Below are 17,886 nucleotides of genomic sequence, written 5' to 3'. Positions count from 1 at the left end.
CGCCGCAGTGCCCGCCACAGTGTCCGGCACGGTGTCCGGCGCCGTGGCCGAGTTCGTGATCTCCGCCGCGTACGATTCGGGGTCCACTCCCATCCGGCACCCCCTCTCGCCTGATGTTAATTAACACTAACTTAGGATGTCGAGCATGACCGCTGCCACCCCCACCACCCGGACGCGCGGCTCGCGCCGCGCCGAGATCCTGCGGGCCGCCGCGGAGCTGTTCGCGGCGCGCGGCTTCCACGGGGTGTCGATCGAGGACATCGGCGCGGCCGTCGGGGTGTCGGGGCCGGCGCTGTACCGGCACTTCCCCGGCAAGGAGGCGATCCTCGCCGAGATGCTGCTCGACATCAGCGAGCGGCTGCGCGCCGCCGGGGCGGAGGTGGTGACCGCCGCGAGCGGCCCCGAGGAGGCCCTGGACGGGCTGCTGGAGGTGCAGATCTCGTTCGCGCTCGACCAGCCCGCGCTGATCCGGGTGCACGACCAGGAGCTCGGCAACGTGCCCGAGCCGGAGCGGCGCCGGATCCGGCGGCTGCAGCGGCTGTACGCCGAGGAGTGGGTGACCGTGCTCGCCGAGCTGCACCCGCACTGCCCGCCGCCGCGGCTGCGCGCCGCGGCGCACGCGGTGTTCGGCCTGCTCAACTCCACCCCGCACAGCGCCGGGGAGCTCGACCGGGCGGCCATGGCCGAGCTGCTGCGCCGGATGGCCAAGGCCGCCTTCGCCGCGCTCGCGGAAAGTTAACGCCGACTAACTTCTCTCGGCGGCCCAACCGATGCCTTGTTTGTCCCAACTATCTAGATATATCGTTTAGGTATCTCGATAGTTGGAGGAGTCCGTCATGCCCCATCGGAGACGCCCGGGCCCGCCCGGCCCGCCGCGCGGCCCCGAGACCGACCTGGTCGCCGACCTGTTCCTCGGCGCCCCGGGCGCCCCGTCCCACCCGCCGCCTCGTCCGCCGCACGATCCGCCCCCGCATCCGCCGCCCCCACCGCCGGATGCGCCGGTGCCGCCCCTGCCACCGACGCCGCCCCATCCGCCGGGGGCGTGCCAGGCCATCGCGCCGCGGGTACGGCGGGGCGACGTGCGCGCCGCGGTGCTCTCCCTGCTCGCCGAAGGCCCGCGGAACGGCTACCAGCTCATCCAGGAGATCGCCGCGCGCAGCTGCGGCATCTGGCGGCCGAGCCCCGGCTCGGTCTACCCGGCCCTGCAGCAGCTGGAGGACGAGGGGCTGGTGACCTCGGAGGAGTCGGCGGGCAGCCGGGTCTACCGGCTCACCGACGCGGGCCGCGCCCACGCGGCCGAGCGCGCCGGGCAGCCGCCCCCGTGGGCACAGGTGGCGGGCACCCTGCCGGAGGATCTGGCCGAGCTGCGCATGCTGTGGGCGCAGCTCCACGAGGCGTTCGGGCAACTGGTGCAGATCGCGAATCCCCGGCAGGCGGCGGCGGCACGACGGTTGCTTCGCGACACCAGGCGGGCGATCTTCCGGATCCTCGCCGAGGACGATCTGGAGACGACGGATGACAACTGACATCAAGGTTCCCGCGGTGTCGGTCCACGAGCTGCGCAAGCGTTTCGGGGACTTCGAGGCGGTGAAGGGGGTGAGCTTCGAGGTCGCCCCCGGCGAGGTGTTCGGTTTCCTCGGGCCGAACGGCGCGGGCAAGACCACCACGATCAGCATGCTGTGCACCCTCGCCACCCCCACCTCCGGCACCGCCCGGGTCGCCGGGTACGACATCGTCACCGAGCGCGACGAGGTGCGGCGCAACATCGGCCTGGTGTTCCAGGACCCGACCCTCGACACCTACCTCACCGCCGAGCAGAACCTGCGCTTCCACGCCGAGCTGTACGGCGTGCCGAAGAGCCTGCTCGACGGCCGCATCCGCCAGGTGCTGGAGATGGTGGGGCTGTGGGAGCGCAAGGACGCCAAGGTGGAGACCTACTCCGGCGGCATGCGGCGCCGCCTGGAGATCGCCCGCGGCCTGCTCCACTCGCCCCGGGTGCTCTTCCTCGACGAGCCCACGGTCGGCCTCGACCCGCAGACCCGTGCCGCGATCTGGGGCTACATCAACAAGCTGCGGCACCTCGAGGACATCACGATCTTCATGACCACGCACTACATGGACGAGGCCGAGTACTGCGACCGCATCGCGATCATGGATCACGGCCGGATCGTGGTCATCGACTCCCCCGAGGCGCTCAAGGCGAGCGTCGGCCGGGACCGGGTGCAGATCCACACCGGGGACGACGAGGCCGCGATCGCCGCGCTCAAGGAGCGGTTCGGCATCGACGCCGCGGTGCACGACGGCGCGGTCACCTTCGCGGTGCCGTCCGGTGAGGAGTTCGTGCCCCGGCTGTTCGCCGAGCTCGGCATGCCGATCCGCTCGGTGAGCGTCTCCCGGCCGTCCCTCGACGACGTGTTCATGAAGTACACCGGCACCACGATCCGCGACGCCGAGGCCGACCCCGCGTCGGCCTGGCGCATGATGGCCCGCCGCTAGCGGAGGGCACGGACGAAGACACCGACACCCAGGGAAGACGGCATATGGCAACCGAAGTCGTGTCGGTCCGCGTGCCGCTGCGCGGCACCGGCCACAACCTGCGCGCGATCAAGGTCGTGCTGCACCGCGAGATGCTGCGGTTCCTCAACGACCGCACGCGCATGGCGTCGATGCTGGTCCAGCCGGTGCTGTGGCTGTTCATCATGGGCACCGGCCTCGGCACCCTGGTGCAGGGGTCGATCCCCGGCGTCGACTTCCGCACCTTCATGTACCCCGGCATGATCTCGATGACCGTGATCATGACGGCGATGTTCTCGGCCGGGTCGATCGTGTGGGACCGGGAGTTCGGCTTCCTGCGCGAGATGCTCGTCGCCCCGGTCGGCCGCGGCGCGATCGTCATCGGCAAGTGCCTGGGCGGCGCGGTCGTCGCCACCGGCCAGGGCGTGATCATCCTCGCGCTCGCCGGCCTGGTCGGCGTGCCGTACGACCCGGTGCTGATGCTGACGCTGCTCGGCGAGATGTTCCTGGCGGCGTTCACCATCACCGCGTTCGGCACCACCTTCGCCGCGCGCATGAAGAACATGCAGAGCTTCTTCGGCATGATGCAGATGGCGATCATGCCGATGATGTTCCTGTCGGGGGCGATGTTCCCGCTCGCCGGCCTGCCCTCGTGGCTGCACGTGCTCACCACGATCAACCCGCTGACGTACGCGGTGGACCCGATGCGGCAGGCGGTCTTCGGCCACCTCGACGTCACCCCCGAGGTGAACGCGATGCTCAACCCGGGCGTGCACTGGTTCGGCTGGCAGGTTCCCGTCGCGCTGGAGCTCGGCATGGTCGCGCTGGTCGGCGCCGCGTTCCTCGGCGTCGCCATCGCCCAGTTCCGGCGTACCGACTGACCCCGGCCGAAGGCGGCGAAAGGCGGCCCTGGGCACCCGGCCCCGGGCCGCCTCACGCTGTGCCGTCCGCCGGTACGGCGGCGCCGTCCGGGCCGAGGCCCGCGCGCGGCACCGCCGTACGGCACGGCGCGTCAGCGGCGCACGACCCGCACGTGGTCGGGACGCGCCACCGCCTCCTCGGTCCTGGCGTCGCCCGCGAAGACGACCCGCCACCAGCCGGACCGGAAGGCCCGCTCACGCAGCGCGAACCCGCCGTCGCGGCCGGTCCGGGCGTCCTTCACGAGCTCCCACTTCCGCCTGCCGTCGGCCTTGAAGTAGAGCCGCACCTTCTGCCGGTCGAACGGAACCCACCGCTTGCCGTCGAGCACCTGCAGCTTGCCGCGGAAGTTGAGGAACCGGCCGAACCGCACCGGCTCGGGGAACGCGTCGAACCGGACGATGCGGGTGTCGGCCTTGCTCTCGGCGGCCACCCAGACGACCCGGCTCTCGCTGCCCTTCAGGCCGCGCCCGCCGTCGAAGACGGCGCGCCACCAGCCGGGCGCCTTCGCGGTGATCCGCTCGCGGAACCGGCCGAAGCGGTCGGTGCGGTCGGAGCCGACCCGCACCCACTCACCGGAGCCCTTCTCCTGGAAGAAGATGTCGACCCGGCGGCCGCGCACGCCGTCCCAGCCGCGCCCGTCGGCGGCCTGGAGGCGGCCGGTGACCGTGACCTTCCCGCCCGCCGCCACGCTGCGCGGCGCGACGTCGAAGTCGCTGATCCGGGTGGCGAGCTCGCGCGGCTTGACCGTCACGCGGTCGGCCTCGCTCTTGGCGGGGTGGGTGGTCTTGGAGCCGTCGTACTCGGCCCGGTACCAGCCGGACCGGGTGGCCCGGACGAACTCGCCGAAGCCGCCGTCACGGCGGGTACGGGTGGAGTCGACGCGCACCCAGGACCGGCCGCCGAGCGGCCGGAAGGCGATGTGCACGCGCTCCCCGGCGAGCGCCTTCCTGCCGCCGCCCGCGGTCTCGACCTGCAGCCTGCCGTCGAGCCGGATCCGGTCGCCCTCGCGCACCAGGCGCGGGCGGGCGTCGAAGTTCGTGAATGCGGTCTTCCAGACCTGCCGGACCTCGAAGCTCTTGTTGCCGGAGGCGTCGCCGCCGCTGTTCTTGGCGTACACGCGCAGGTTCCACGAGCCCGGCTTCGCGCTCCGGTCGAAGCTGTGGGTCGCGGTCCACTGGGCCTTGCCGAACCCGAGGTTCCGCTTGGTCAGCGTGATCTTGGTCTCCACGCTCGGGGCCGGGGGCTTGAGGTAGGCCTCGGCCTCCGTGGCGTCGTTGCCGGTCACGAAGCTGAACGTGACCGTCACCCGCTTCTCGCTCGGAACCACGACCGGGTTCGGCTGCACCACCACGCTGGTGATGGTCGGGGCCTTGGGGGCCCCTACCGTCGCGGCGGCCGCCGGTGCGGTCACCAGGGTCACCGACCCGACCGCCACCGTGGCCACGACGGTAGTGATGCGTCGCAACATTCGGGTAGCCATCCTTCCCCGTCTCTGTTGGACGCGGCGTTGAGGGTGCCACGTCTGGTCTTCAGCCAGTAGACGGTCATTTCTGACTCTCGGTTGTGCGATTTGACAATTTGTCATGAAAAACAGTTGAATTGGAGCGGTCCACAATCGATTGGGGACACGACGCGGGGTGAAGGGACATAATCGGGCTGTGGCCCGCGACATCGTTGAGACGAACTTCACCGAGACCGTCGCGGCGCTGCGCCCCGGCGCCCCGCGCGATCCGGCCCTGCCGGTGCGCGAGGGAAGCGCGCTCACCGGGGCCCGCTGCCTGGAACTTTTCGACTTCCAGCTCGGCAGCCGCCTGCTCGACATCGCGGCCCGGGTGCTGAAGGAACGGGGTCAGGCGTTCTACACGATCGGCTCGGCGGGCCACGAGAGCAACGCAGCCGTGGCCGCCGCGCTGCGTCCCACCGACCCCGCTCTGCTCCACTACCGGTCGGGCGCGTTCTACCTGACCCGGTCCGCCCAGGCGGGGCGCCCGCCGGAGGCGGGCCTGCGCGACGTGCTGCTCGGGATCACCGCCTCGGCCGAGGAGCCGATCGCGGGCGGGCGGCACAAGGTGTTCGGGCATCCGGACCTCGCGATCGTCCCGATGACCTCCACGATCGCGAGCCACCTGCCGCGGGCGACCGGGGTCGCGTTCGCCATCGAGCGCGCCCGCAAGCTCGGCCTGCCCTCGCCGTGGCCGGCCGACGCGATCGTGGTGTGCAGCTACGGCGACGCCTCGGCGAACCACGCCAGCGCGCTCACCGGCGTCAACTCCGCGGCGTACGCGGCCTACCAAGGGCTGCCCGCGCCGGTGCTGTTCGTGTGCGAGGACAACGGCATCGGGATCAGCGTGCGCACCCCGTCCGGCTGGATCGAGGCGGCCCGCCACCCGCAGATCGCGTACTTCACCGCGGACGGCCACGACCTCGCCGAGGCCTACGACGTGGCGTGTCAGGCCGCCGAGCTGGTGCGCACCCGCCGCCGCCCGGCGCTGCTCCACCTGCGCACGGTGCGGCTCATGGGGCACGCCGGGTCGGACGTGGAGAGCGCGTACCGCTCGCCGCGCGAGATCGCGGCCGGGCTCGCCCGCGACCCGCTCATCGGCACCGCCCGCCTGCTCGTCGAGGCCGGGCTGCTCACCCCCGAGGAGGTGCTCGCCCGGTACGAGGCGCTGCGCGCCAGGGTGCTCGAGCTCGCCGACGAGGCCGCCGGGCGGCCCAAGCTCACCAGCGCGATCCAGGTGATGGCGCCGCTCGCGCCGCGCCGCCCGGACGCGGTCGCCGCCGAGGTGGCCCGCGCCGCCCCCGAGGAGCGGCGCCGGGAGGTCTTCGCCCGCCTCCCCGAGGAGGAGGGGCCGCTCACCCTCGCCCAGTCGATCAACCGCACGCTCGCCGACGCGATGGCCGCCGACCCGTCGATCGTGGCCTTCGGCGAGGACGTGGCCCGCAAGGGCGGCGTGTACGGCGTGACCCGCGGGCTGCTGCGCCGGTTCGGCGCGGGCCGGGTGTTCGACACCCTGCTCGACGAGCAGGCGATCCTCGGCCTCGCGCTCGGCTCGGGGCTGTCCGGCCTGCTGCCGGTGCCGGAGATCCAGTACCTCGCCTACATCCACAACGCGCTCGACCAGATCCGCGGCGAGGCGTCCACGCTGCGGTTCTTCTCGCAGGGCGCGTACCGCAACCCGATGGTGGTGCGGGTGCCCGGCTACGCCTACCAGAAGGGGTTCGGCGGGCACTTCCACAACGACGACTCGGTCGCCGCGCTGCGCGACATCCCGGGCGTGGTGGTCGCCTCCCCGGCCCGGCCGGACGACGCCGCCGCGATGCTGCGCACCTGCCTTGCCGCCGCGCGCGTCGACGGCGAGGTGTGCATCTTCCTCGAGCCGATCGCGCTCTACCACACCCGCGACCTGTTCGAGGACGGCGACAACGGGTGGCTGGCGCCGTACCAGCCGCCGAGCCGCTGGGCGGAGACGCACGTGCCGATCGGCCGCGCCCGCACCTACGGCGACGGCCGCGAGCTGACCATCGTGACGTTCGGCAACGGGCTGCGGATGAGCCTGCGCGTCGCGGTGCGGCTCACCGCCGAGGGGTACGGCTGCCGCGTGCTCGACCTGCGCTGGCTCTCCCCGCTGCCGGTGGCCGACCTGGTGCACGCCGCCGAGCTCACCGGCCGGGTGCTGATCGCCGACGAGACCCGGCGCAGCGGCGGGGTGTCGGAGAGCGTGGCGATGGCGCTGATCGACGCCGGGTTCACCGGCCGCATCGCCCGGGTGACCTCCAGCGACAGCTTCGTCCCGCTCGGCGCGGCCGCCGACCTCGTGCTGCTGTCCGAGGCCGAGATCGAGGAGGCCGCGCGCAAGCTCCTCGGCTGATCCCCCGCCCCCGATCCGAAGCAGAGGTGACCTGCCGCAGATGCTCGACGCCCTGTGGAAAGAGCTGGCCACGCCGCAAGCGCCGCCCCCGGACCTGGTGATCGTGGCCTGCGGGCTCGGTGTGCTCGCCGTGGTGCTCCACCCGACCTCCTGGCAGATCACCCGCGGCCTGATCACGATCGCGCACGAGGGCGGGCACGCGCTCGCCGCGCTGCTCAGCCGGCGCAAGCTCGCGGGCATCCGGCTGCACTCGGACACCAGCGGCGTGACGCTCACCAAGGGCAAGCCCACCGGCCTCGGCATGATCGCCACCGCCGCGGCGGGGTACGTCGCCCCGTCGCTGCTCGGCCTCGGCGGCGCGGTGCTCGCCTCCGCGGGCTACGTCCGGGTGCTGCTGTGGGGCGCGCTCGTGCTGCTCGCGGGCATGCTGCTGCTGATCCGGAACGTGTTCGGCGCGGTCTCCCTGCTCGTGGTCGGCGGCGCGCTGTTCGCGCTGTCCTGGTTCACCCCCGACGAGGTGCAGGGCGTGGTGGCCTACCTCGGCGTGTGGTTCCTGCTCGTCGGCGGGGTGCGGCCGATCTTCGAGCTGCAGGGCAAGCGCCGCCGCGGTACGGCGGGCAACTCCGACGCCGACCAGCTCGCCCGGCTCACCCGCATCCCGGGCACGGTGTGGGTCGGCTTCTTCTTCGTCGTCGCGGCCGCCTCGCTGGTCTACGGCGGCTACCTCCTGCTGCCGGCCGACCTCCTCCCCCGCGGCCTGGTCTCGGCGCTCGTCCCCTGACCGGCGGGCGTGCCGTACGGCCGGGCGCCGCTCGCTCAGGCCGCGGCGATCACCCGCAGCGTGGAGCCGGTGCGGCCCTTGTCAACCTGGAGCCGGGCCTTGATCCGGGTGCGCAGCTCGGCGACGTGGCTGACGATGCCGACGGTGCGGCCGCCGGAGCGCAGCTCGTCGAGGATGTCGAGCACGCCGTCGAGGGTGTCCTCGTCGAGCGTGCCGAAGCCCTCGTCGACGAAGAGCGTGCCGATCTCGACCCCGCCCGCCTCGGCGGCGACCACGTCGGCGAGGCCGAGGGCGAGCGCGAGCGCGCAGATGAAGCTCTCCCCGCCGGACAGGGTGGCCGGGTCGCGGTCGACGCCGGTCCAGCCGTCGAGTACGCGCAGGCCGAGCCCGCCGCCGGTCCTGCGGCGGTCGCCCGCGGCGCGCCGCAGGTCGTGCAGGAGCAGGTAGCGGCCCGCGGACATGTGCTCCAGGCGCTCGTTGGCGGCGTCCACCACCTGCCGCAGCCGCTCGCCGAGCACATACGACGACAGCCGGATGTGGTGCGGGTTGTCGGGTGAGGTGCCGCCGACCAGCTCGGCCATGCGCTTGGCGAGCTCGTACCGTTCCTGCGCGGGCCGCAGCCTGCCCCAGGCCTCGTCGAGCTCGCCGCGCAGCGCGACGAGCCGCTCGTGGCGGCGGGCCGCCTCGTCCCGGGCGCTGACCGCGGCCTGGTGGTCGTCGGCGGCGGCCTGCCAGGCGGCCTCGAGCGCGGCGAGGTCCGGCTCGGGCTCGGCCGCCGCGGCGACGAGCTCGGGGTCCTGAAGCAGCCGGGTGACCGCGATCCGCTCGCCGTCGAGCTCGCGCAGCCGCTCGGCCATCGCCTCCCGCTCCTGCGGTGGGCGCGCCGCGGCCTCGGCCTCGGCGAGGCTCGCGAACCCGGCCTCGCGCGCGGCCTGCTCGGCCTGCAGGCGGGCGGCGGCGAGCTCGGCGTCGGCGGTGACCGCGAGCGTGGCGGCCTCCGCGGCCTCGCGCAGCAGGTCGGCCTCCTCGGCGAGCCGGTCGAGCCGGGCGGCGAGCGTGGCGTCGGCGCCGCGCGCCTCGGCCACCAGCGCGCCGATGCGGTCGATGTCCGCGGCGAGCTCGTCCCGGCGCGCCCGCCCGGCGGCGATCCGCTGGGTCAGCTCGGTCATCTCGGCGGCGAGCCGCTCCGCCTCGGCCGCGAGCCGCTCGGCCTCCGCGGCCAGCTCCGGCTCGCGGGCCGCGGACGCGCGCAGCCGGGCCAGGATCGCCCGCGCCGCGGCCATGCCGGTTCCGGGCAGCGCGCCCAGGGCCCGGTCGACCGGGTCGGCGTCGAGCCCGGCGGGCTCCGGCACGGCACCGAGCGCGGCCGTACCCGCACCCGCCCCGACGCCGCCGGACAGGTCGTCGCCCGGCGCACCATCCGCGACGCCATCCGCGGCCGTGCCTGCCCAGGCGGTCGCGGCGCCGTCCGCGTCCTGCGCGGCGAGGTTCCCGGCCCTCGCCGTCGCGTCGCGCGGCGCGGCCTCGCCGTCGCCGGTCGCCGCCTCCACCTCGGCGAGGCCGTGGTCGAGCGCGGCGGCGAGCTCGTCGTCGATCCCGGCGCGGGCGGCCCGGTACGCGGCCCGCGCCTGCCCGGCCCGGTCGGCCGCGTCGATCGCCGCGCGGATCAGCTCGGCCTCGGCGGCGAGCCGGTCCCGCCGGGCGCGAACCGAGTCGTCCTCGCCGCGCGCCGCCTCCAGCCGGGCGGCGAGCCGGTCGCGCTCCCCGGCGAGCGCGGCGCGCCGCGTCTCGTGCTCGGCGAGCTCCCGATCGGCCTCGCGCAGGGCGTGCTCGATGGCCTCCAGCTCGCGCCGCAGCTCGTCGGCCCGCGCCGCCAGGCCGGGCTCCCGCTCGGCGGCGTCGCGCAGCCGGGCGACCTCGGCCTCGGCCCGCTCGAGCGCGTCGCGCGCCTCGGCCTCGGACGCCTCCCCGGCCGCCGCGCGGGCGGTCTCCAGGTCACCGGCGAGTACGGCACAGCGGCGCTCGGCCTCCCCCCGCGCCCGGTCGGCGACCTCGTACCGTTCCTGGGCCGCCGCCTCGTCATCGGCGCTCGGCCCCGCCGCCGCTGCCGCCGCCGGGGCGGGATGCTCGGTGGACCCGCACACCGCGCACGGCTCGCCCGGCACCAGGTGCCGGGCGAGCTCGGCGGCCATGCCCTCGATGCGCGCCTGCCGGATCTCCAGCAGCCGCTCCCGGAGCTCCTGCGCCCGGTCGGTGGCGGCCCGCCGCTCCCGCTCGGCGTCCGCCAGCTCCCGGGCCAGCGCGTCCCGGCGCAGCACCGCCTCCAGCCGGGCCCGGGCGGCGTCCACCGCGGCCTGCCCGGCGGGCACCCGCGCGGCCTCGCCCCGCGCCGCGTCGAGCGCGGCGGTCGCCTCCGCGAGCCGTTCCGGCAGCCCCTCCAGCGCGGCCCGGGCGGCGTCACGCCGTACCGCGAGCCCCTCCGCCTCGGCCGCGAGCTCGGCGAGGCGCCGCTCCACCTCGGCGAGCCGTTCCTCGTCCTCGCCGAGCGCGGCGAGGCGGGCGATCTCGTCCCGCCGCTCGCGCTCGGCCCGGGTGAGCGCATCGGCTCCCTCGCCGACGCCGTACGGCAGGGCGGCGCGGGCCCGGCCGAGCGCGGTGACCGCCGCGGCGAGCTCGGCCGCCCGCGCGCAGGCCGCCTCGGCGCCGGGCAGGCGGGCGGCGGCGATCCGGGCCGCGTTCAGCTCCTCCTCGGCGCGGCGGCGCCGCTCGGGCAGCACGGCGAGCCGATCGGTGATCTCGCGTTCCCGCCCGGTCCAGCCGGCGAGGTCCTTCTCCAGGGCCTCGTGCTCGGCCCGGAGCGTGCGGAGCCGCTCCTCCTCGGCGCGCAGCCCGTCGAGCCGGGCGATCTCGTCGCGCCTCCTGCGCTCCAGCGTCGCCAGCCACTCCGGGTCGGGGGCGGGCCGCTCGGCCCCCGCGCCGTCCCCGCCGCCCGGCGCGTCCGGGTCGGGCACCGGGATGCGGGCGAGGGCGTCGGCGGCGACCCGGGCGGCCTTCGTGGCGGCCTCGGCCCGTACGGTCACCGCGTCCGCGAGCGGCCGTACCCGGTCGGCCCGCGCCGCCGCGTCGAGCACCGCCTCCAGCTCGGCGCGCTCCGCGGCGGCCTCCTCCAGCGCGGCCCGCCGGGCGAGCGCGTCCGCGTACCGGCGCTGCCGGTCGGCGAGCGCCCGCGCCGCGTCGAGCCGCCGCCACGCCTCCTGCGCCGACGTCTCCCGCGCCGCGCAGACCTCCCCCGCCTCGGCGGCGAGCGCCGCCGCCCGCGCGATCAGCCCGTCGGCCCAGCCGAGCGGGTCCTCGGCCGGGTCCGCGAGGACGTGCGCCTCCTTCCGCACCGGACCGGCCGCCGCCGCGGGCACCGCGCCGACCGGCGTGCCGGGCGCGATGTCGAACAGGGTGCCGGAGGCCGCGTCCGCGGACATGCCGGCGGGCGCCGCGTCGGACACGGTGCCGGGCTCGGCCGCGGCCTCCCCCGGGTGCGCGAGCAGGTGCTCGCCGGCCGCCTCCTCCATGCGCCGGACGATCACCTCCACGGCGTGGGCGAGCTCCTGCCGCTCCCGGCCCATCCGGGTGCGGTGCTCGGCGAGCCAGTTCTCGGCGTCGGTGAACACCTGCACCGAGAACAGGTGCCGCAGCAGCCGCCCGCGCTCGTCGCCGGTGGCGCGCAGGAACCGCGCGAAGTCGCCCTGCGGCAGCATCACGACCTGCCAGAACTGCTCGGCGGACATGCCGAGCAGGTCGCCCAGCAGGTGCCCGGCCTCGTCGAGGCGGCGGGTGCGCCCCACCCACTCGCCGTTGACCAGCTCGGACACGATGACCTTGGGCTTCTCCTCGACGAACCCCTCGCCGCGCAGCTTGGGGCGCTGCCACGCGGGCGACCGGGTGACCCGCAGCCGCCTGCCGCGCAGCGTGAACTCCAGCTCCACGCTCGGCCCCCGCTCCGGCGGGGCGTGGTCACAGCGCAGGCTGCGCGCGTTGTCCCGGTGCCCGGGCACCCTGCCGTACAGCGCGAAGCAGATCGCGTCGAGCACGGTGGTCTTGCCCGCGCCGGTGGGGCCGTGCACGAGGAAGAGCCCGGACGCGCCGAGCGCGTCGAAGTCGACCTCCTCCTCGCCCGGGAAGGAGCCGAACGCGGTGAGCCGCAGGCGGTGCAGGCGCATCTACGTGGTCGCCTCCTTGATGCGGCAGGCGGCGAGCGCCTGCTCGAGCAGCCGTCGTTCGTCCTCGTCGGCGGGCTCGCCGCGCACGTCGCGCACGAAGTCGAGCGCCACCTCGATGTCGGGCCGCCCGGCCGTGGTCCGGGTACGGCGGGCCGGCGCCTCGGCGCCCTCGGGCTCGAAGGCGAGCGCGAGCGTGTGCGGGAAGCGCTGCCGCAGCCGCTCCATCGCGGCCTTCGGCCGCAGCGGGTCGGTGAGGGTGATGTGCAGCCAGTGGTCCTCGAAGCGGGCGTAGTCGGGGTCGGTGAGCAGGTGGTCGAGCGTGCCGCGCAGCCGCGCGATCGGCCGCGGCACCGGCGCGGGCACGAACTCGGCGCCCGCGAACCCGTCCGGGCCGATGTCCACCAGCCAGGACCCCTTCACCTGGCCCGCCTCGGAGAAGGAGTAGGCGATCGGCGAGCCGCTGTACCGCACGGTCTCGGTCATGCGCTGGGCGCCGTGCAGGTGGCCGAGCGCGACGTAGTCGATCCCGTCGAACACGCTCACCGGCACGTGCGCCACCCCGCCGACGCTGATGTCGCGCTCGCTGTCGCTCGCCTGACCGCCGGTGACGAACGCGTGGGCGAGCACCACGGTGCGGGTGCCGCGGCCCGCGGCGTCCTCGCGGATGCGCGCCATGGCGTGCCCGAGCGCGGCGGTGTGGCTGCGCTCGGGCAGCTCCCACGGGCCGCGCACCAGCTCCGGCTCCAGGTAGGGGATGCCGTAGAAGCTCACCCCGTCGATGGTCACCGGCCGCCAGGCGCGGTCCGGGGCGGTGCGCAGGTGCACCCCCGCGGCGCCCAGCAGGTCGGTGCCGAACCCGAGCCGGGTGGCCGAGTCGTGGTTCCCGCTGATGATCATCACCTGGATGCCCGCGGCGACGAGCCGGCGCAGCGCCTCGTCGCACAGCGCCACCGCGTCGACCGGCGGCAGCGCCCGGTCGTACAGGTCACCGCTGACGACGACCACGTCGACGCGCTCGGCCCGGACCGTCTCCAGCACGTGGTCGATGAACGCCGCCTGCGCGCCGAGCAGGCTCTCCCGATGGAACGTCCGTCCCAGGTGCCAGTCGGAGGTGTGGAGCACCCGCATGTCGCACGAAGCTAACAGGTCCCGGCAACAATCGCCGTCGCTTGTGCCTCACAGGTCTCATTACCGTGCCGTACAGTGTTCGACAGAGGACAACTCGACACGTGCTGCGGGGTCGTCAAGCGATGGCTGTGGGCCGGGGCACACTGGGCGTTGCCATCGGCGTCGTGCTGGCGGTCTTGGCGACGGTCGGGGCGCTGCTCTCCCCGCCGTCGTTCGATCCCCCGCGCCTCAACGAGGAACTCGGCGCCATCCCCGCGCAGCCCGCCGCCGAGTACGCGCCGGTCCCCGCCACCGCGCCGATCTCCGAGGAGGAGATCACCGTCCCGGTGCGGGGCACCGCGCTGAAGGCCACGATCCGGGCGCCGAGGAAGCCCGGGCGGCATCCGGCGATGGTGTTCGTCCAGGGGTCGGGGCGCGGCGACCGGGAGGAGTTCGCCGAGGCGGCCGACTGGCTCGCCCGGGCCGGGATCGTGACCCTCGTCTACGAGAAGCGCACCGTCGGCTACTCGTTTCGCCACCGCGACTTCGGGCTGCTCGCCGACGACGCGCTGCGCATGATCGAGCAGCTGCGCCGCCGGCCCGACGTCGACCTGTCGCGCACCGGGATCTGGGGGGTGAGCGAGGGCGGCTGGGTGGTGCCGATCGCCGCGTCCCGCAGCACGGACGTGCGGTTCGTGGTGCTCGTGTCCTCCCCGAACGTCTCCCCCATGCGCCAGGTCGCCTGGGCGCTCAACGAGCAGCTGCTGCGGCTGCACGCGCCGTACGGGGTGCGTGACCTGCTCACCCGGGCGATGGGCGGGGTCGGCTTCGACTTCCTGCGCTACGACGGCACCCCGGCGATCCGCGGGATCAGCCAGCCGGTGCTCGCGCTGTACGGCACGGCCGACCCGTCGATCCCGTTCGTGGAGAGCACCCGCACCCTCACCACCGCGCTGGAGGAGGGCGGCAACCGGAACTACACGATCCGCTTCCTCGCGGGCGCCGACCACGCGATGCGGATCAACGGCGGGCCGTACGCGCCCGAGTACCTGCCCACGCTCGGCCGCTGGATCCTCGGCCTGCCGGACACCGCCCGGCCCGGGATCCCGATCGCCGGGGCCCGGCCGGTGCAGCGGTACGAGGCGGCCGACGTGCCCCGCGCCCCCTGGTACGGGGACATGGAGTTCCTCTCGCTCACGTTGATGCTCGTCGCCGTGGGGTTCATCGCCGCCCCGGTGACCGAGCTCGTGGTACGGCTGCGCGGCGGCGAGCCCGCCGAGCAGACCAACGCCCGGGTGTGGCCGCCGATCCGCGGGCGGCTGCGGCGCATCGCGTACACCGCGGCCGGGCTGCTCGCCGCGATCGTCGCGTTCATCACGCTGATCGTGTTGTTCTCGGTGAACCAGGCCGGGGCCTGGCCCGCGGTGCTCGCCGGCTGGCTCGTGGTCCGGGTGCTCGCCGTACTGCTGCTGGTGCAGGAGGTGCTCGCGGGCCTCGCGGTGCACGCGGCGCTGCGGGACGGCTGGCAGCCGAGCCGGTGGCAGTGGCTGGCGCTCGGCGGCGTGCTCGGCGGGGCGGGCGTGCTGCTCGTCGCCGGGGCCTACTACGGGCTGTTCTCCCTGCCCTGGTAACGGGCGGCCAAGGCCCGAAGTCACCGTTTACCGGCCCTTTGCCACATCGTTGGCCGGATGTCCCGATCCTTCCCGGCGTGTTCACGTGAACCCCCTAAACAACGAGAGGACACTGAATACGCTCCCCCTTCGACCAGAGGGGAAGAGGAGTGTCGACACGCAGCACACCGCCGGGGAACGGGGCGGATCCCACGAAGCCCACCGCCATGGGCGCCGGATCGCCCCCGGCCGAGGACACCTCCCGCAACCGAACCGCATCCGCCGGCACGCCGTCCCGGGCCGCGCCGCCGCCGCGCGGGCGCGCCTCGGCGCGCCGGGCCCTCGCCGTGATCGGGTGGACGGCGCTGTCCGCCGTGCTCCCGGGCGCCGCGCACCTGCGCGCGGGATGGCGGCGGACCGGGTTCGCGCTGCTCGGCGTCTACGCCGTGCTCGTCGCGGGCGCCGTCGCGGTGGCGCTGACCGCGGACGCCGATCTGCTGGGCCGGGCGCTGGAGTGGCTGGGCACGATCTCGATCGCCGCGATCGTGATCGCGCTGGCGTGGTTCGCGCTGATCGTGCACTCGTACGTGGTGCTGCGCCCGGGCGAGCTGCGGGCGGGCGGCCAGATCGTCACCGGCGTGGTGGCGGGCGCGCTGTCGGTCGCCACGGCCGTGCCGTTCACCCTGGCGGCCCGGTACGCGGACGTGTCGCGCCGGGCGATCGCCGACGTGTTCGACACCCCCACGGCGGCCTCGCAGGCCGCGCCGGAGGACCCGTGGGCGGGCCGTGACCGCATCAACATCCTGCTGCTCGGCGGCGACTGGCAGGAGAACCGCCAGGGCGTGCGCACCGACAGCATCAACCTGGCGAGCGTCGACCTGCGCACCGGCAACACGGTCGTGTTCGGCCTGCCGCGCAACCTGGAGAACGTGCGCTTCCCGCCCGGCAGCCCGATGCACCGGCGGTTCCCCGACGGCTTCCGGCTGCCGCCGAACCCGGACGGGTCGCGCGAGGACCTGCTGTTCGCGGTGTGGGAGTACGCCGACCGGCACCCGGAGATCTTCGGCGGGCGCACCGGCATGGGCCCGGAGGCGCTCAAGGACGCGGTCGGCCACACCCTCGGCCTCAAGGTCGACTGGTACGTGCTCGTCAACATCTGGGGGTTCGCCCGGATCATCGACGCGATCGGCGGGCTCACCCTCACCGTCGAGCAGGACGTGGTCTTCGGCAAGTACAACGAGGGCCTGGTCAAGGCGGGCACCCGGCGGCTCAAGGGCGCCGACGCGATGTGGTACGCGCGCTCGCGGACCAACAGCGACGACTTCACCCGGATGCGGCGGCAACGCTGCGTGCTCAACGCCCTGCTGGAGCAGGCCGACCCGGCGACCGTGCTCGCCCGGTTCACCCAGCTCGCCGAGGCGACCAGGGGCATGTTCCGCACCGACATCCCCCGGCCGATGCTGAAGCACCTCGTCCCGGTCGCGGCGAAGGTGAAGGACGCCAGGGTCACCGGACTGCAGTTCGTGCCGCCGCTGATCCACACCGGCTACCCGGACTGGGACAAGATCCGCAGGCTCACCCGGAAGGCGATCGCCGACTCGGTGCGGGACGCCTCCCCCGCGGCGAGCCGTCCCCCGCAGGCCTCCGGCAAGAACTCCGGCGGGAAGACGGACCGGAACACGGCCCCGGACGACGCGGACCGGGCGCGGCCGACCGCGCTCGGCGCGGGCTGCGGCTCCCCCGGTACGGCCGGCGCGGACCGGCGCTGACCGGGCTACAGCCTGAACGAGTCGGTGGCGAGGCGGCGCACCCGGTCCTCGTCCACCAGGTGGCCGAGCCCCGGCTGGGTGAGCGGGACCGCGACCACGCCGCCGGACGGCCCGACCGGCGGCTTGACGATCTGGGCGCTGCGCGGCGGCTCGGCCACGTAGGCGGGGAGGGTGCAGCCGGGGAGGCTGCCCACGGCCACGGTCGCCGCGCGGGCGAGCCCGGTGCCGCTGCCGCCCGCGGCCGCGATCTGCCAGCCCGCCTCGACGGCCAGGTCGTGCGCCCGCCGTACCTCGCGGAGCGAGCCGAACCGGGACGGCCGCAGCAGCAGCGCCCGCCCGGCCTTCGCCTCGATCGCCGCGGCGAGCTCGTCCACCGAGTGCGCCTCGAACGCGACCAGCGCGGACACCCGCTCCTGCAGCTCGACGTGCGGGGCGAGCTCGGCGAACGGCCGCTCGATCGTGGCCACGCCGTAGGCGTCGAGCGCGACGAGCTGCTCCACGTCCCGGTAGGCGCCCCGGCCGTCGACGGTGATCACGAGCCCGGGGTAGGCCTTGCGCACCGCGCGCACCGGCTCGACGTCCCAGCCGGGGTGGATGTCGAGGGTGATGTGGGCGTACCCGGCGCACACCTGCCGGTTCACCCGGGCGATCACCGCCTCGGTGGACCGGTCGGCGGCGAGCCGGGCGGTGGCGATCAGCGAGGTACGGCTGCCGCCGAGCGCGTGCGCGAGCGGCACGCCGTTGAGCCGGCCCCACAAATCCCAGCAGGCCATGTCGACCGCCGGGCCGCCGGGGAGCACGCCGAGCTCGTCCGGGTGCTCCCAGTCCACGCCGAGCAGGGTGGGCGCGAGCGTCTCCTCCAGTGCGGCCCACGTCTTGCGCAGCTCGTGCCCGTGCTCGGCGCCGTCGTGCCGCGGGGAGGGGTGCACCATCTCGCCCCAGCCGGTCATGCCGCCGTGGTCGGTGAGCCGGACGAGGATGCTCTCCGGACGCCGCCCGTAGGGCAGCGTCAGGTGGAACACCTCCACTTCCCGGACTCGCGGCATGCGACCCCCTCCCGCTTTCGTGCCTCCCACCATGGTGCCCGATCGCCGCGCC

General features: G+C 74.8%; 12 protein-coding genes. 8 read left to right on the top strand and 4 right to left on the bottom strand.

The features are described from left to right. Nucleotides 1–136: 136 nt before the first annotated feature. The 4 genes from FHX40_RS07385 (at nucleotide 137) to FHX40_RS07370 (ending at nucleotide 3,395) form a co-directional block, all read left to right on the top strand. Entirely contained in the window at nucleotides 137–739 is a 603-nt protein-coding gene (locus tag FHX40_RS07385) for an SACE_7040 family transcriptional regulator (protein ID WP_142258922.1), read from the top strand. Nucleotides 740–836: 97 nt separating this feature from the next. Next, complete coding sequence (locus FHX40_RS07380; RefSeq protein ID WP_142258921.1) at nucleotides 837–1,526, top strand: PadR family transcriptional regulator; 690 nt, start codon at nucleotides 837–839, stop codon at nucleotides 1,524–1,526. Beyond that, complete coding sequence (locus FHX40_RS07375; RefSeq protein WP_142258920.1) at nucleotides 1,516–2,496, top strand: ATP-binding cassette domain-containing protein; 981 nt, start codon at nucleotides 1,516–1,518, stop codon at nucleotides 2,494–2,496. The genes FHX40_RS07380 and FHX40_RS07375 overlap by 11 nt, the downstream gene beginning before the upstream one ends. Nucleotides 2,497–2,540: 44 nt before the next feature. Next, nucleotides 2,541–3,395: an ABC transporter permease gene (locus tag FHX40_RS07370; protein WP_142258919.1), complete on the top strand. Its 855-nt coding sequence runs from the start codon at nucleotides 2,541–2,543 to the stop codon at nucleotides 3,393–3,395. 131 nt (nucleotides 3,396–3,526) lie between these two features. Here FHX40_RS07370 and FHX40_RS07365 read toward each other — a convergent pair whose 3' ends face one another. After that, on the bottom strand, nucleotides 3,527–4,903 hold the full coding sequence (locus FHX40_RS07365) for a hydroxyisourate hydrolase (protein WP_142258918.1): 1,377 nt from the start codon (nucleotides 4,901–4,903) through the stop codon (nucleotides 3,527–3,529). A 190-nt stretch (nucleotides 4,904–5,093) separates the two neighbouring features. Between FHX40_RS07365 and FHX40_RS07360 the strand changes: the two genes are divergently transcribed. Both FHX40_RS07360 and FHX40_RS07355 read left to right on the top strand, forming a co-directional pair. After that, entirely contained in the window at nucleotides 5,094–7,307 is a 2,214-nt protein-coding gene (locus FHX40_RS07360; RefSeq protein ID WP_142258917.1) for a thiamine pyrophosphate-dependent enzyme, read from the top strand. 40 nt (nucleotides 7,308–7,347) lie between these two features. Beyond that, nucleotides 7,348–8,088, top strand: a complete 741-nt coding sequence (locus FHX40_RS07355; RefSeq protein ID WP_142258916.1) for a M50 family metallopeptidase — start codon at nucleotides 7,348–7,350, stop codon at nucleotides 8,086–8,088. Nucleotides 8,089–8,123: 35 nt separating this feature from the next. Here FHX40_RS07355 and FHX40_RS07350 read toward each other — a convergent pair whose 3' ends face one another. Further along, complete coding sequence (locus FHX40_RS07350; protein WP_142258915.1) at nucleotides 8,124–12,302, bottom strand: AAA family ATPase; 4,179 nt, start codon at nucleotides 12,300–12,302, stop codon at nucleotides 8,124–8,126. Continuing rightward, on the bottom strand, nucleotides 12,303–13,430 hold the full coding sequence (locus tag FHX40_RS07345; protein WP_142258914.1) for an exonuclease SbcCD subunit D: 1,128 nt from the start codon (nucleotides 13,428–13,430) through the stop codon (nucleotides 12,303–12,305). Between the two features lie 164 nt (nucleotides 13,431–13,594). Between FHX40_RS07345 and FHX40_RS07340 the strand changes: the two genes are divergently transcribed. Then, nucleotides 13,595–15,040: an alpha/beta hydrolase family protein gene (locus FHX40_RS07340; RefSeq protein ID WP_229788682.1), complete on the top strand. Its 1,446-nt coding sequence runs from the start codon at nucleotides 13,595–13,597 to the stop codon at nucleotides 15,038–15,040. A gap of 206 nt (nucleotides 15,041–15,246) precedes the next feature. After that, nucleotides 15,247–16,788 (top strand): LCP family protein, encoded by a 1,542-nt coding sequence (locus tag FHX40_RS07335; RefSeq protein ID WP_142258912.1) that lies wholly within the window; start codon nucleotides 15,247–15,249, stop codon nucleotides 16,786–16,788. A 5-nt stretch (nucleotides 16,789–16,793) separates the two neighbouring features. Here the strand turns inward: FHX40_RS07335 and FHX40_RS07330 are convergent, their stop codons facing one another. Further along, complete coding sequence (locus FHX40_RS07330) at nucleotides 16,794–17,834, bottom strand: enolase C-terminal domain-like protein (RefSeq protein ID WP_142258911.1); 1,041 nt, start codon at nucleotides 17,832–17,834, stop codon at nucleotides 16,794–16,796. Nucleotides 17,835–17,886 lie beyond the last annotated feature (52 nt).

Origin of the sequence: Thermopolyspora flexuosa (assembly GCF_006716785.1) — a bacterium.
Taxonomy (GTDB): domain Bacteria; phylum Actinomycetota; class Actinomycetes; order Streptosporangiales; family Streptosporangiaceae; genus Thermopolyspora; species Thermopolyspora flexuosa.
The sequence above is the reverse complement of the archived record's forward strand: the minus strand, read 5'-3'. Positions and strand labels throughout refer to the sequence as shown.

What these genes read in the sequence shown, in the direction of transcription:
- FHX40_RS07385 (WP_142258922.1), top strand. Translation starts at nt 137, where the DNA reads ATGTCGAGCATGACCGCTGCCACCCCCACCACCCGGACGCGCGGCTCG.
- FHX40_RS07380 (WP_142258921.1), top strand. Translation starts at nt 837, where the DNA reads ATGCCCCATCGGAGACGCCCGGGCCCGCCCGGCCCGCCGCGCGGCCCC.
- FHX40_RS07375 (WP_142258920.1), top strand. Translation starts at nt 1,516, where the DNA reads ATGACAACTGACATCAAGGTTCCCGCGGTGTCGGTCCACGAGCTGCGC.
- FHX40_RS07370 (WP_142258919.1), top strand. Translation starts at nt 2,541, where the DNA reads ATGGCAACCGAAGTCGTGTCGGTCCGCGTGCCGCTGCGCGGCACCGGC.
- FHX40_RS07365 (WP_142258918.1), bottom strand. Translation starts at nt 4,903, where the DNA reads ATGTTGCGACGCATCACTACCGTCGTGGCCACGGTGGCGGTCGGGTCG.
- FHX40_RS07355 (WP_142258916.1), top strand. Translation starts at nt 7,348, where the DNA reads ATGCTCGACGCCCTGTGGAAAGAGCTGGCCACGCCGCAAGCGCCGCCC.
- FHX40_RS07350 (WP_142258915.1), bottom strand. Translation starts at nt 12,302, where the DNA reads ATGCGCCTGCACCGCCTGCGGCTCACCGCGTTCGGCTCCTTCCCGGGC.
- FHX40_RS07345 (WP_142258914.1), bottom strand. Translation starts at nt 13,430, where the DNA reads ATGCGGGTGCTCCACACCTCCGACTGGCACCTGGGACGGACGTTCCAT.
- FHX40_RS07335 (WP_142258912.1), top strand. Translation starts at nt 15,247, where the DNA reads ATGGGCGCCGGATCGCCCCCGGCCGAGGACACCTCCCGCAACCGAACC.
- FHX40_RS07330 (WP_142258911.1), bottom strand. Translation starts at nt 17,834, where the DNA reads ATGCCGCGAGTCCGGGAAGTGGAGGTGTTCCACCTGACGCTGCCCTAC.